At 58.2% G+C, this 13,164-nt stretch carries 12 protein-coding genes; 3 read left to right on the top strand and 9 right to left on the bottom strand.

The annotated features are described in order from the left end of the window. Positions 1-10: 10 nt before the first annotated feature. Complete coding sequence (locus tag PVT68_RS13075) at positions 11-1,267, top strand: DUF945 family protein (RefSeq protein WP_280318735.1); 1,257 nt, start codon at positions 11-13, stop codon at positions 1,265-1,267. Positions 1,268-1,400: 133 nt separating this feature from the next. On the opposite strand, the gene PVT68_RS13070 is transcribed toward PVT68_RS13075, so the two are convergent. The 3 genes from PVT68_RS13070 to alaE all read right to left on the bottom strand — a co-directional run bounded on the left by PVT68_RS13070 (position 1,401) and on the right by alaE (position 4,187). After that, entirely contained in the window at positions 1,401-1,754 is a 354-nt protein-coding gene (locus PVT68_RS13070) for a DUF4870 family protein (RefSeq protein WP_280318734.1), read from the bottom strand. 95 nt (positions 1,755-1,849) lie between these two features. Beyond that, complete coding sequence (locus PVT68_RS13065; protein WP_280318733.1) at positions 1,850-3,253, bottom strand: ATP-binding response regulator; 1,404 nt, start codon at positions 3,251-3,253, stop codon at positions 1,850-1,852. A 361-nt stretch (positions 3,254-3,614) separates the two neighbouring features. After that, a complete protein-coding gene (gene alaE, locus PVT68_RS13060; RefSeq protein ID WP_280318730.1) occupies positions 3,615-4,187 on the bottom strand; it encodes an L-alanine exporter AlaE in 573 nt (190 codons plus the stop codon). A gap of 380 nt (positions 4,188-4,567) precedes the next feature. Between alaE and PVT68_RS13055 the strand changes: the two genes are divergently transcribed. Further along, the gene (locus PVT68_RS13055; protein WP_280318729.1) at positions 4,568-5,122 is read left to right on the top strand and encodes a PadR family transcriptional regulator; all 555 of its coding nucleotides are present in this window, start codon (positions 4,568-4,570) and stop codon (positions 5,120-5,122) included. On the opposite strand, the gene PVT68_RS13050 is transcribed toward PVT68_RS13055, so the two are convergent. The 5 genes from PVT68_RS13050 to acs all read right to left on the bottom strand — a co-directional run bounded on the left by PVT68_RS13050 (position 5,113) and on the right by acs (position 11,536). Continuing rightward, positions 5,113-7,167: a TonB-dependent receptor gene (locus PVT68_RS13050; protein WP_280318727.1), complete on the bottom strand. Its 2,055-nt coding sequence runs from the start codon at positions 7,165-7,167 to the stop codon at positions 5,113-5,115. The genes PVT68_RS13055 and PVT68_RS13050 overlap by 10 nt on opposite strands. A gap of 176 nt (positions 7,168-7,343) precedes the next feature. Beyond that, positions 7,344-7,721, bottom strand: coding sequence for a VOC family protein (locus tag PVT68_RS13045; RefSeq protein ID WP_280318725.1), 378 nt, complete (start codon positions 7,719-7,721; stop codon positions 7,344-7,346). 120 nt (positions 7,722-7,841) lie between these two features. Beyond that, entirely contained in the window at positions 7,842-8,258 is a 417-nt protein-coding gene (locus PVT68_RS13040; protein WP_280318723.1) for a RipA family octameric membrane protein, read from the bottom strand. 59 nt (positions 8,259-8,317) lie between these two features. Continuing rightward, the gene (locus PVT68_RS13035; protein WP_280318721.1) at positions 8,318-9,169 is read right to left on the bottom strand and encodes a universal stress protein; all 852 of its coding nucleotides are present in this window, start codon (positions 9,167-9,169) and stop codon (positions 8,318-8,320) included. 429 nt (positions 9,170-9,598) lie between these two features. After that, positions 9,599-11,536, bottom strand: a complete 1,938-nt coding sequence (gene acs, locus PVT68_RS13030) for an acetate--CoA ligase (protein ID WP_280318719.1) — start codon at positions 11,534-11,536, stop codon at positions 9,599-9,601. Between the two features lie 280 nt (positions 11,537-11,816). Between acs and PVT68_RS13025 the strand changes: the two genes are divergently transcribed. After that, positions 11,817-12,170, top strand: a complete 354-nt coding sequence (locus PVT68_RS13025; RefSeq protein ID WP_280318717.1) for a cupin domain-containing protein — start codon at positions 11,817-11,819, stop codon at positions 12,168-12,170. A 67-nt stretch (positions 12,171-12,237) separates the two neighbouring features. Here the strand turns inward: PVT68_RS13025 and PVT68_RS13020 are convergent, their stop codons facing one another. Beyond that, entirely contained in the window at positions 12,238-13,164 is a 927-nt protein-coding gene (locus PVT68_RS13020) for a histone deacetylase family protein (RefSeq protein WP_280318715.1), read from the bottom strand.

Raw genomic sequence — 13,164 nt, 5'->3', positions numbered from 1 at the left:
TTACTATTTCATGAAAGCCCTAAGATTTATCCTGATTTCCCTTACTTCCCTGTTGCTGCTGGTCGCGTTGATCGCGCCCCGCGTGATCGGCCCCAAGGTGGAGGAAGTCCTGCAGCAACAACTGGCCAATCAGCCCAATATCGAACTCACCGGCTACCAGCGCGGCTGGTTTGGCGCGGAAGCCCTGACCCTGCTCAATGGCAAAGACGGCATTACCGAGGCCTACACCGAAATCCAGCACGGCCCACTGCTGTTTACCCGCGGCGGCCCCCGGGTCGGCGTCATTTACGCTGAAACCCGCCTCACCGGGCAACAGCTGGAGCCCGCCCTGCGCCAGCAGCTGGAGGCCTATTACGGCGCCATCGGCACTGATGTCAAAAACAGCCCGGTGATTGTGGAAACCCTGGTCGGCACCAACAACCGCGTCGTCAACACCCTGCACCTGCTGCCTATCAACCGCCAGGAGGGCGACCAGCAGATCCAGTTCAAGGGCGCCGAAATCCGGATTGTCACCGACTACCAGGGCCGGCAGCAGGACAGCCACTTCGAACTCGGTGAGTTTGTGCGCATGGATGGCCACCGCGAGGCACTCTACCTGCAATCTGGTCGCGGCGAATTCAACCTCGCTCCCAGCGGCGCCGGCACCCTTCAGCTGAAGCTGCCGCTGGTGCGTACCAACAATGATTCCGGTCCGCTGGAATTGCGCGATGCGGTCATTGATTACCGTGGTGAACTGGTGGCCGCGCGCACTCTGAAGGTCCAAACCAATATCACCCTTCCAGAAATCCAGTCGGCCACACCTGCGACAAGCCTGAACCAGCAAACCCTGCTACCGGCGGTCAGCTATGAAGACCTGCACCACTACCTATACAGCCTACTGCTGACGCCCGCCTCACAGCGCAACTGGGCGCGGGTATTTGATCGCCCTTTGCAGATCCAACAACAACTGGACATCAAAACCGCCAACGGCACCATGCAGCTGCAGGTGGATGCGAATTGGCAGGGCATGCCACGCAGATACGACCGCAACAACAAGTTCTTCTGGCTCGACGCCCTGAATGGCACGGCCAATATCAACGCTGCGGAGCAGGCGCTGATGCAATCGCCACTGATCATGCAGGCCACCACACTAAAACAGTACGGACTGCTGCTGGAAAACAACGGAGAGCTTTCCATGCAACTGCAATTTGATCGCGGCAATCTGATCGTCAATGGTCAGCAGCTGCCGGCGGACCTGTTTATGCTGGCGATGACAAGCACGCTGTAACACCCGCACCCAATCGGACAACAAAAAACCGGACAAAAAAAGAGCGGCCAATTGGCCGCTCAACATTTCTCTCACCGATTATCGGCTTTACTTCAAAACAATAAACAATCTGGCCCTGTATACCGGCAATCAACTAGGAATACGCGGGGCGACCGTCCGCCAGTCGCAGCCAGCCGCGAATGACGCGATATATCACCCACACCCAGGCCACACCCCAGACCACAAAGCCCACCAGAATCCACACTGTCGCCCAGCCGACCACCGCCCACACCAGGCTGTACCAGAAAGTACGTATCTGCCAGCGGAAATGGGATTCCGCCAGAGTGCCACGCACATCGCCGCGCTTGGCGTAGTTGATGATCACGCCGACAAAGAATGGCACTGCGGTAAAAATACTGATGGCCTGGATGAGATAGACCAGCGTCGCGATATCGCGGCCGGCGCGCTCGCGTTCTGCCTGTTGTGGGGTGGGGTACTGCTCAGACATTCGGGGTTCCATTGAGAAAATATGGGCTGAGTTTAGGCGCAATCCGGCCAACAAGCACTTGGTACTACAGCATCCGGTCGCGCCCGTTGCACGGTTCAACCCAAAGCCCATTCAGTGTGGACATTTTTTTCCCGCCAGGCTTTCAGCTGCTGAATGGAAGTACGCATAAGCCCCAGAATTTCGGTGCGCTGGTGGCGACAATAATCGCGTTCGCTGTCGATGGACAAGCGCGCCGAGAGCGCCTTGAGGCGGCTGGCGACCACTTCCAGGCCGACACTTTCCGCCTCCGCGGCAATCACCTGGGCCTGATGCTGCGCATCCAGCCAGTGACGCCCGGTGAGGGCACTGGTAAATGCAGTGACCTTCTTGGGCAGATTGGCAAGGCGCTCTCCCAGTAACTCACTGAATGCCAGATGGCCGAGGGTGTCGCGCTGGCGCTCCAGAGTGCTTCCGTTGAGCATTTTTGCCACCCGTTTGGGCTGCCCGGCGGGAGCCCGCTGCGCGGTTTTCTGATCGACAAGACTCAACAATTGCAATATCTGTCCATCACTGGCCGGCAGTGACAGGATGCCACTCAGGCCGCGTTCCAGATAACGCTCCCGGTCGCCCTTGCGCAGATCCGATACCAGACCATAGATCAGCAGGTCGTTGTTGCCGAAGTCGCCACGAATTTTGCGCGCGGTTTCAATACCATCGATCAAAGGCAGGCGGATATCGATCAGCACCAGGTCAAATTTTCCCCGCAGCGCCGCATCGGCGCCATCGACGCCATTGGTTTCCCTGCGCACTTTGTGCCCGAAAGCCTCCAGGCGACTGCGCAGAGAGGGATGGCTGTCATTTTCTACCAGCAAGATTTCCATTTCGCGCTGGGTTCTTTCCGTTAGCACGGACGGGGCCCGCTCCTGTCCGGGCAGCTGACCCGCGCGCTGCAGCTCCTCGAGATTGCTACGCAATTGCCGGCACTGGCTGAGGGCCGCCTCCGCCAGCTGACGGACATCGCTATCGGCGCCCCGCGCCAGCAGATTCAGGGTACTGACCACCGTTTCCAGTGGCTTTTGCATGCGGTGACTGCTGATGGAAAGGAAATCGCAGTGTTCTTCGCGGAGCTGCTCTGCCTCATATTTACTTTCTTCGAGCAGCTTGTCGCGCACCATCAACTCGTGGACCCGGGACTGCACCTGCCGGAAAAGCTTGGCATTTTCCGCCTGCAAGTCCGTCGCCTGAGCGGCACCGGCATCCAATGCCGCCAGGGTTTTCGACCTGGCGATACCCCAGCCAACGGCGCAGGCCGTCGCCAACAGTACCAGGGCCAGAAACCACACCATGGGAAGCTGGGTATCGAGCAACAGGTCTTCGCCGGGAAAGGCGGAGGCCGACAGGGGGAACCACAACAGCGCGACGAGAGCCGAAATGCGCCAACCGGAAAGCGGGGCATACTGGGCACTGGAGGCCGTGGGGCCGCTGCATGAGACACGACTTGCGGAGCCGCAAATGGACATGGCGTTGATCTTCCTTGAAACCAAATAGATACCGGGTCATTCCTGCGACCCGGCCGGAAGGCGGAACTGCTTGTTCCAGGCTCGGTGTTACGCCCCGAGCGGCCTTTCCGATCATTGTTATATGGCTGTTCGCGCGTTAGATACCTTAATCGCAGCGTGCAGACAACACCATTTTACGCCATCTGGCAGAATTTACAGCGTAGAAATCACTAAACAGGCGCGTATAAACACCCGTACCAATTACAGTGTTACACGCGAGACTGGGGGCAGCCGCCTGGCATTGGCGCGGCAGCGCCCCGGAAAAAGCCACACGACCCCCCCTTCAGGTATCCCTTCACCCATTCCTGGCAGGGTTTGCCTCTCAACCGGTGGCGGCAGTATCCACGACAGGTCGCCGATTGAGCCAAAGGCGGCGCAGGAAGTCGAGATATATGCCGTAGGGGCGACCCAGGGCACCGGCAATCATCATGAAGGTGATACAGGCAGTGGCGATCTCCGCCACCGAGGCGCCACCCAGCATCATGTTGAGAGTGTACAGCGGCAGCTGGAAGCTCAGGAACACAAAGGTGTCGACGCCGTAATTGTGCAGAGCGCCGCCGCGACCAAAGCGTGCCACCACCCAGTTGCGGTAGAGGCTGAAGGGGCGCGCGATCACGGTATTGAACACGACCGCCAGCAGGCGCACCTTCAGGTGCTCATTCCAGCTCATGCCCGCCAGCACCAGCTCGATGGGGATCGCTATGATCCAGGAGAAGCTGTTCATGGCAAAAACGTCCAGCAGCCATTCGTTCCAGCGGGTACGCCGGTTGTTCTGACTGTTGTGCTGGCTGTTGGTGGACTGCGATGTCTCTACGGGCTGCTCGTCCTCCAGCACCATGACCGGTGGGGAGACGGGAATGGCTTCGGTAGCCTGAGACAGGGATTGCGGCGACATGGTTACAACTGACCCGAAAGGCGGCGAATGGCTTGTGGCTGACGACCGCGTACTTCTGAATTAAGGACTTTTGCTGGGCATAATTTGACCACTTTTGATGATCGCGGCGATTATAGCGACTAGCGGTGTAAATACTAGGTCTCTCATATTAACTTTTTGTTATTTAAAGTATTCCCATCCTAAATATGACCAGAAAGATAAATCCATATCCGCAATAAATCCTTTGCCAGCGCCACCCTTTGCACCTCTCGCCAATCACCAGAACTCCGGCGCAATCCACCCCGGGAAAGCCGCCAGGAAAACCTTTACACTGGCGAACACTATGCAACTCAGTGCATATTCAGCCACCCCACCTTCCGAACCACCCGATTGCGATTGCCATGTCCCTGAGATTTGCCGTATTGACCCTGTTGGATATCGAACCCGGTAGCGGCTATGACCTCAAGCGCCGCTTCGAACGCAGCGTGAACCACTTCTGGAGTGCCAGCCATCAGCAGATGTACCGGGAACTGCACAAGCTGCATCAGGAAGGGCTGCTGGACTGCGAGGAACAGATTCAGGACGGTCGTCCGGACAAGAAGGTCTACAGCCTCACCGAAGCGGGTCGCGCCACCCTGCGCCAGTTGGCGGCCAGGCCCGCCGCCGCGCAGAAAATCCGCGATCCGTTTCTGCTACAGCTGTTCGCCGGCCACCATCTGCCACCGGCACTCATGCGCGCGCAGCTGGAACGCCAGCTGGCAGAGCACCGCCAGGAACTGGCCACCTACGAAGCGCAGAATGCGCGCTTCTACAAGCGCCCACCGGAGCAGCAGCAAATGTTATGGCTGTCTCACCAGCCGCTGCTGCTCGGCATCGAGACCGAGAAAGCCTGGATCCAGTGGGCGGAGCGCCTGCTGCAGCGACTGCAGCAGGAGGAGTCCGGTGCTCAGAACTGATAACGCAGGGAGGCGCGCAGGCTGCGCGGCTCAAAGATGTGGTAGTGGATATCTTCCGCCCCGTCACTGCCCTCGCCGGGCAGCCTCGAGGCATAGAAGTAATCCACATCGTGATCGCGGGAATCCAGCAGATTGAGCAGGTCCAGCTGCAGACGCCACTGCTGCAGTTCCCGGCCGAAACGCAGGTTCACCAGCGAGGAGCCGTCGGACTCCACACTGCCGTCCTCGATCAACGGATAACCGCCGAAGTGGCGCAGGTGCAGGGAAGCAAACCAGCCGTTATCGCCGTTGTAATTGACTGCGGCACTGGCCACCAGCGGGATAGCGCCGGAAATCTCGTCTCCCGCGGGATCCGCATCGGTGAAGTTCGCGTCTGTATAGGAAAGCTCCAGTTCCCCGCTGATGCGCTCGGAAGCGAACCAGTAGAGCCCCGCCTCCACGCCCTGCCGCTCGCTGGGGCGGCTGGCCTCGGTATTGCCGGCGTCGCCAACAAACAGCAGTTCGGAATCCAGTTCCAGCTGCCACAGGGCCAGAGTGGCGTGCAGCTGATCGGTGACAAACAGGCGTGACCCCACCTCATAGCCGCGGGATTCCACCAGCGGATCCACCGCGTCAACCGGCGCACCGGTGACCGGGTCCACCTGGATCACGGTGCCGCGGGCGTCGTTGGAATGCAGGCCCTGGCCGTAGCTCAGGTAGAACTCGGATACCGGCCAGGGCTGCCAGGCCAGGCTTCCCTTGAGGGAGGACTTGCCATCGCTGCGCTGCCCGCTGTTGGCGGCGAGCCCGGCATTCACATCGAAATCGTAATAGTCGTAGCGCAGGCCCAGGTAACTGCGCAGGGTGTCGGTCCAGCGGTACTGGTGCACCGCAAAAAGCCCCAGGCTGTCCTGCATCACGCGGTCTTCACGCACCGCCTCCAATACCTGGCGGCCCGCTGTGCGGTAGAGGCCGACCTTGTCGATATCGTCCCGGCGCCCCTGCAGTCCCAGCTGCCAGTCAACATTTTCCCGCTGCCACTTCTGGGCCAGCTCGAAACCGTAAACGCGGCGGTCATCCCGCTGCTTGAACTGATCACCGTTGTCGGCGTCGTCCAGCAGGTAGGTGAAGTTGGACCATAGATTGAAGTCGTAGTCGATGGCGTAGGCGCTGGCGGAAAGCTCGCCAGCGGCAACGGCGCCAATCCAGCCACCGGAGAAGCTGTAGCGGCGGGTATCGCCACCGAGATCCGGATCCAGCGAGCCAAAGGCATCGATCAAGCCATCGTCCACGGCCCGCGCCGGAATCTGGTCCGGGGAGTTCCACTGGTTGTCATACCCCATAAATGTGAACTGAGCACGACCGCCCCGCAGATCCGCAGAATATTTCCCCAGCAGATTGATCTTGTTCACATCCTCGCTGATATCTGACCAGGGGCCATCGTAGGTCTGCCATTCCGCGGCCAGCAGCAAATCCCCTTCGCCTTTGGAAATGGAGTCTGCAACCACCCCGCGGCGATAGCCGTATTCACCAGCACTCAGCTCCGCAAGACCATTGGGCAGCGTTTCCATGAGACTGAAACTGGCGGAGCCGGCGGAGGAAAAGTCTCCCACTTCGGCGTAATAGGGCCCCTTGCGGTAGCTCAGGCGTGCCACGGTTTCCGGGATCACGAAATTGAGATCGGTGTAGCCCTGGCCGTGACCGTGGGTACGCATGTTGACCGGCATGCCATCGACAAAGGTGGCAAAGTCGGTGCCGTGGTCCAGGTTGAAACCGCGGATAAAATACTGGTTGGCCTTGCCACTGCCGGAGTGCTGGGTGGCCACCATACCGGGCACGAACTCCATCAGGTCACCGGTGCGGATCAGCGGCCAGGCGCCAATTTCCGTTGGTCCCACTTCGCCCTGGGAAGCAGAGATGGCCGCGCCATTCAGGTTCAGCTGGCGACCCAGTACCAATACTTCTTCCATCGCCGCGTTTTTTGCCGCAGACGACGGCGAGTTTTCCTCGGTTTCGGGATTCGGCGGGCTATTCACGGCCAGGGTAACTATCAGGGCAAGAGACATGGACACCTCATTTTTCTAGGTCCGTTATCGGGGAATTTCCGGCAGAATTATTGGCGCTGTACCGCAAAAAAACGCGCACTCCAAGGGCAACTTGAGCGACTTGTAGCGCCGGGCCAAAAATGAGTACGCCTGTGAAGCGGCGCGGTAAAGAAAATTTCCGTTTAGCAAAGTAACGGCTAATCGAATGCATCGGCGGGAATATGGCACACCACCTCGATATTGTGCCCATCCGGGTCGAGCACACTGGCCGCGTAATAACTGTCGTGATACTCAGGCCGCACCCCGGGACTGCCGCTGTCTTCGCCTCCGGCTTCCAGTGCCGCGGTGTGGAAGGCTCGCACCGTTTCCCGGTCTTCGGCACTGAAGGCAATATGCAGCCTGGGCTTGGTACTTGAGCCACCCTTGAACAACAACTGCGGTTTTTCTCCCCAGCCAATTCCACCCCATTCGCCCATTTCCGATACCAGTTCATAACCCAGCGGCGCCAACGCCGCCAGATAAAACGCTTTGCTGCGCTGGTAATCGTGAACAATCACGCCGATATGATCGAGCATGCCAGTACCTCCCTGTACCTGAAGCGGTCCAGCGCCGCCGGGGCAATGAGTATAGATGGCGGAAAAGAGACTGGTGTGTCCGTACCGTGAAATTTGGATCAGCAACGGACGCGGGGAAAATCAGAGAAGGTTGAACAACCCCAGAACACCGTAGAAAACAACGGCGGCACCACAGAGAAACTGACCGGCAATCAGCGCGCGGATGGCAAAGGTATAACGGATAAACGTGCTCTGGCCGTGGTCATCGCGGCAAAACACCCGTGCCGGTTCCGGTAATTGTTGCTCCATGGCTTTCAGCCCGGGCACCGCCAGGCTCAACAACTGTCGGCTGCGCACATCCATTACCCAGAAGACCGCGGAGACAATCAGCACAAAGCCCCCCAGCAGCATCAAAATGATCGGATGGAAGCCCTTTTCGATGGCAGTAAACACCCCGCCATCAGCAAACATCGACAACACCACAAAAAAATTGAATGCCTTGAGACGCTGCTCGGCATTGAAACGATAGTGCTCGAAGAGGTACTGCTGCTCGTTCACGATGTGCTTTTCCTTAAGCCTTAAGCTTCCCCAGAAGCTGCCCGTGTGGGCCTTCGATATCAGGGAACGATCAATACATCAGTATTGGTGCGGCCGAGAATTCGCTCGGCGGTATTACCCAGCAAAAACCCGCGGGGCCCTTTGCGCACACCGCGACCCACCAGAATCATCCGCGCCTTGTTGCGGTCCACCGCACGATTAACCTCGGCGGCAGGCTTGCCGGTAACGAAGTGGGACTGGCTGCAGGTAACACCACTCTCGGCAATGACCTTGTCGATCGCCTCGAGAAGCGCCCCGGCCTGCTTACGGAATGTATCGATATCCGTAACCTCACCGGAAACCGGCACACAGGCAACGGATTCGAGATCCGCACCGAGCAGCTGTGTCATGCGCTCTCCTAGTTTGAGAACGCGCTGGTTCAGTTCTATGTGCAGGGGGTTATCCACAGCGGGGTCGAGTGCCGCGACAATGCGATCGCGTTTGACCCAGTGGGTGCTGACCGCGAGCCACAGCGGGGTTGGCACACTTTCGATCAGGCGCCAGTCGATGGAACCAAATCCGCCGCGGCCAAACTGTTTCTGCGCGGTTTTTACCACCAGGTCGCAGGGGTTGCTGGCGAGGTGTTCGATGGTCCAGGAAGGAATATCGTGATGCCAGATAACTTCGGCAGTAGAGCCCGAGGGGAGTGCATATTCGCTCTGCAGGGCCTGCAGCCATTCGCCACGCTCTTTTTTAATCTGGTCACTGAGGTTCAGAATCGAGCCGGACAGAATCGGGATGGACACCACGGGCTCATATACAAAACTCACCAACTGCAGCTTCGCCCCCGCCTTGTCCGCAAGTTCCAGCGCCCGCTGCAGGGCGATCTGTTCGTGTTTGGGTTTGTCGAGGATGACAAGAATATTCTGCATGCTGCCTCCGGTGCTGCTGGGAACTTACTCAAAACCATTTATAGGCATTAAATCACCGGATCGGGATTTTGTCTTGGTTCAGATCAAGTGGCAGGTTTGGTGGATCGCATTGTTTGCGCTGTGTGGCGGTGGAGTACCGGGTATGGTTTTTCGAAACCGCTGTGAATACATCCCTGTACGCTGCGTCGGCGACGTCCCTGTCGCCGACGCTTTCGAAAAACCATACCCGGTACTCCACCTTCGCATCAGGCAGATTTACTTCGCGCCAAACTCGCAATGGCTCTAACGTAGTCAACGGGTTGGAATTGCAGGGAAAGTGCTGGGGACGGGTTGATGGGGGGCGCCTAGCCCGATCCTGAAAACCCGTCCCCAGTGATTTTCCGCCACCAAACTCTAAACCGAGCTCCAAGTGACAGCGAAGTGCAGAAGCTACTTATTCGCCCGGTGGTCCACAAGTTCATCCACAACTGACGGATCGGCAAGGGTCGACGTATCGCCCAACGAATCCAGCTCATTGCAGGCAATCTTGCGCAAAATACGGCGCATGATTTTTCCAGAGCGGGTTTTCGGCAGGCCGGGGGCCCACTGGATGATATCGGGTTTGGCGATGGGGCCGATTTCCTGCACGCACAGGTCGATCAGTTCCTTGCGCAATTCCTCGGAAGGCTCACGGCCGTTTTTCAAGGTTACGTAGCAGTAAATACCCTGCCCCTTGATATCGTGAGGGTAACCCACCACCGCCGCTTCCGCGGTGTCTTCATGCAACACGATCGCACTCTCGATTTCCGCGGTGCCCAAACGGTGGCCGGAAACATTCAGCACGTCGTCGATACGGCCGGTAATCCAGTAGTAACCATCGGCATCGCGGCGCGCGCCATCGCCGGTAAAGTAGTAGCCGGGGAAGGTGGAGAAATAGGTATCGATCATCCGCTGGTGATCGCCATACACGCTGCGGATCATGCTCGGCCAGCTGGCCTTCATTACCAGTGCGCCCTCGCCTTCACCTTCGATTTCCTGGCCTTTTTCATCCAGCAGCGCCGGTTGCACGCCGAAGAACGGATGTGTGGCGGAACCCGGTTTCAATGCAGTCGCGCCGGGCAGCGGGGTGATCAGGTGGGCGCCGGTTTCGGTTTGCCACCAGGTATCCACAATCGGGCAGCGCTTCTCGCCCACCACCTGGTAATACCACTCCCAGGCTTCCGGGTTGATTGGCTCCCCCACAGTGCCCAGCAGTTTCAGAGAACTGCGATCGCATTTTGTGACGAAATCATCTCCGGCGCCCATCAGCGCACGAATCGCGGTAGGGGCGGTGTAGAAAATATTGACCTTGTGCTTTTCGACCACCTGCCAGCAACGGGAGGCATCCGGATAAGTGGGCACCCCCTCAAACATCAGAGAGATGGCACCGGCACAGAGGGGGCCGTAAACGATATAGCTGTGGCCGGTGATCCAGCCCACATCTGCGGTACACCAGAAAATATCGCCCTCTTTATAGTCGAAGGCGTATTTGAAGGTCATGGTGGACATCAGCAGGTAACCGGCGGTGGTGTGCAGTACGCCTTTCGGCTTGCCGGTAGAGCCGGATGTGTAGAGGATAAACAGCGGGTCTTCCGCATTCATCGGCTCGGGCGCACACTCGGCGCTCTGCTCGGCAACGGACTCTGTGTACCAGATGTCACGCTTGCTGTCCCAATCGATATTGGCCCCGGTGCGCTTGACCACGATGGCGGTGTGTACATCCGGGCACTTGGCCAGGGCCTTGTCCACATTGGCCTTCAGCGGCACCTTGCGGCCGCCGCGCCCCCCTTCATCGGCGGTAATGACCAGACGGCAGTCGGAATCGAGAATTCGGTCTTTCAGGGAATCGGGCGAGAAACCGCCAAATACCACCGAGTGCACCGCACCGATGCGGGAGCAAGCCAGCATGGCATAGGCCGCCTCGGGAATCATTGGCATGTAAATACAGACGCGATCGCCTTTGTTGACCCCGCGCGCCTTGAGCAGGTTCGCCAGTCGGCAAACCTGTTGGTGCAGTTCACCGTAGGTGATGGACTTGCTGTCGGCGGGGTCGTCGCCTTCCCAGATAAATGCGGTCTGACTGGCGCGAGCCGGCAGATGTCGGTCGATGCAGTTGACGGAGACGTTGAGTTCACCATCCGCAAACCAGGCGGTGTGGCCCTTTTTCAGATCTTCCTCGACCACTTTGGTAAAGGGCTTGCTCCACTGCAGAAAATCGTTGGCCTGCTGGGACCAGAAAGCTTGAGGATCGTCCACCGACTGGCGATACATCCGCTGGTAATCTTCGTCGCGAACCAGGGCATCGGCGGCAAAGGACTCGGGCACCGGATAGGTGTGCACTTCAGACATCGTTTTCTCCCTTATTAGAATTATCGGGCAGCTGCACCTCCCCGCAGGCGGTTATTTACGGCGCGCTCATTGAATTTTTGGCCGCCCGCAGGGTTTCCCGGGCAGAGTATCCCGATAAGTTATACCATCGGCAGCTGTCGGATGACAACGCTGTCACCACTCCTGTCACACCATCATAGCCTGCCCACTTCGGGCATTCCCAGTGTGTAACCGCAATCCCGTGCCTTTTTTCAATGGAAGATGCACAATGGCAAAAGTGATCACATTTTAGGGGTGGGTTATGACAAGTAAATTAGTGCGAATTCGTGAGGGAGAAGGTGAGCGGGACGCTGGACCAGTGGCACAGGAGAAAGTGCTGGCGGGTATGCCGCAGCAGCTGACAGAGCATTTCTTTACCAACGCGAAGAAAAACTTCTTTTGCGGGATCTGGTCTTCCGATACGGGCAAGTGGACGCTTACTTACAGCGAAGACGAGTTCTGTTACATCATTGAGGGCGAGGCGATCATTACCGATGCCGAGGGTGTAAGCGAGCGGGTATCTGCCGGAGATGCGTTCTGCATTCCGGCGGGGTTTACCGGAACCTGGGAAACGATTGGATCCGTTAAGAAATTCTATTCGATTTATGAGGGGTGATTTTTACTCACAGGTAACCAATTGATACAGCGATTGCGGCAGAGCACCGGGTGTGGGTTTCAATCGTTTAGCTACCGATCAGGCCTTTTAGGTGTGCAACAACACTTCGCCCCAATGCGGAGAGTGCATAGCCCCCCTCCAGCGACGAAACGATTCGGCCTTCGCAGTGAATGTCTGCGAACTCCCGCAGTGTTTCCGTGACCCAGCGATAGTCGTCTTCCGTAAAGCGCAGCTGGGCCATATGGTCTTCTACATGGCCATCGAATCCGGCGGAAATAAACAGCATCTGCGGCTGGAATTTTTCCAGTGTGGGGAGCCACTGCTCTTCCACCAGTTTTCGCAACGCATCGCCGCCAGCACCGGCGTCCAGCGGGGTGTTGACGATATTGTCCGGCAGTTCGCCGGTGCCGGTGAACGGGTAGAGTGGCGACTGGAAGCTTGAGCAGAGTAAATAGCCCGAGCGGCCAGCGACGATATCTTCGGTACCGTTGCCGTGGTGCACGTCGAAGTCGAGAATGGCGACGCGTTCGAGACCGTGCTTTTCACGGGCGTGGGCCGCGGCGATGGCGATATTATTGAAGAGACAGAAGCCCATGGCTTTGTCGCGCTCAGCATGGTGGCCTGGAGGGCGCACGGAACAAAAGGCGCTATTGATTTCGCCAGCGATGACTTTATCCACGGCATCTACCCCAGCACCTGCGGCGTGCAGGGCGGCAGTAAGTGTATCCGGGCACATGCGGGTGTCTTCGTCGAGTACTTCAATACCTTCGCTGGGAGCGCGGTTGAAGATGGATTCGATATAGTCCGGCGTGTGCACCCGTTCCAGCTGTGCTCTGCTGGCCCGGGGAGCGTCGAAGAAGCGCAGAACAAACTCCATGCCGCTGGAGAGGAGCTGATCCTGAATCGCATCCAGCCGCTGCGGGCGCTCGGGATGTTCACTGCCCATATCGTGCTTGCCGCAGGTGGGGCTGGAAAAAAATCCAACGGTGGGCAT

This window comes from Microbulbifer bruguierae (genome assembly GCF_029869925.1).
GTDB lineage: Bacteria > Pseudomonadota > Gammaproteobacteria > Pseudomonadales > Cellvibrionaceae > Microbulbifer > Microbulbifer bruguierae.
The sequence above is the reverse complement of the archived record's forward strand: the minus strand, read 5'-3'. Positions and strand labels throughout refer to the sequence as shown.

Bases quoted from the DNA above. Each gene is read 5' to 3' on its own strand.
- PVT68_RS13075 (WP_280318735.1), top strand. From the start codon at position 11: ATGAAAGCCCTAAGATTTATCCTGATTTCCCTTACTTCCCTGTTGCTG.
- PVT68_RS13070 (WP_280318734.1), bottom strand. From the start codon at position 1,754: ATGTCTGAGCAGTACCCCACCCCACAACAGGCAGAACGCGAGCGCGCC.
- PVT68_RS13065 (WP_280318733.1), bottom strand. From the start codon at position 3,253: ATGTCCATTTGCGGCTCCGCAAGTCGTGTCTCATGCAGCGGCCCCACG.
- alaE (WP_280318730.1), bottom strand. From the start codon at position 4,187: ATGTCGCCGCAATCCCTGTCTCAGGCTACCGAAGCCATTCCCGTCTCC.
- PVT68_RS13055 (WP_280318729.1), top strand. From the start codon at position 4,568: ATGTCCCTGAGATTTGCCGTATTGACCCTGTTGGATATCGAACCCGGT.
- PVT68_RS13050 (WP_280318727.1), bottom strand. From the start codon at position 7,167: ATGTCTCTTGCCCTGATAGTTACCCTGGCCGTGAATAGCCCGCCGAAT.
- PVT68_RS13045 (WP_280318725.1), bottom strand. From the start codon at position 7,721: ATGCTCGATCATATCGGCGTGATTGTTCACGATTACCAGCGCAGCAAA.
- PVT68_RS13035 (WP_280318721.1), bottom strand. From the start codon at position 9,169: ATGCAGAATATTCTTGTCATCCTCGACAAACCCAAACACGAACAGATC.
- acs (WP_280318719.1), bottom strand. From the start codon at position 11,536: ATGTCTGAAGTGCACACCTATCCGGTGCCCGAGTCCTTTGCCGCCGAT.
- PVT68_RS13025 (WP_280318717.1), top strand. From the start codon at position 11,817: ATGACAAGTAAATTAGTGCGAATTCGTGAGGGAGAAGGTGAGCGGGAC.
- PVT68_RS13020 (WP_280318715.1), bottom strand. From the start codon at position 13,164: ATGCCCACCGTTGGATTTTTTTCCAGCCCCACCTGCGGCAAGCACGAT.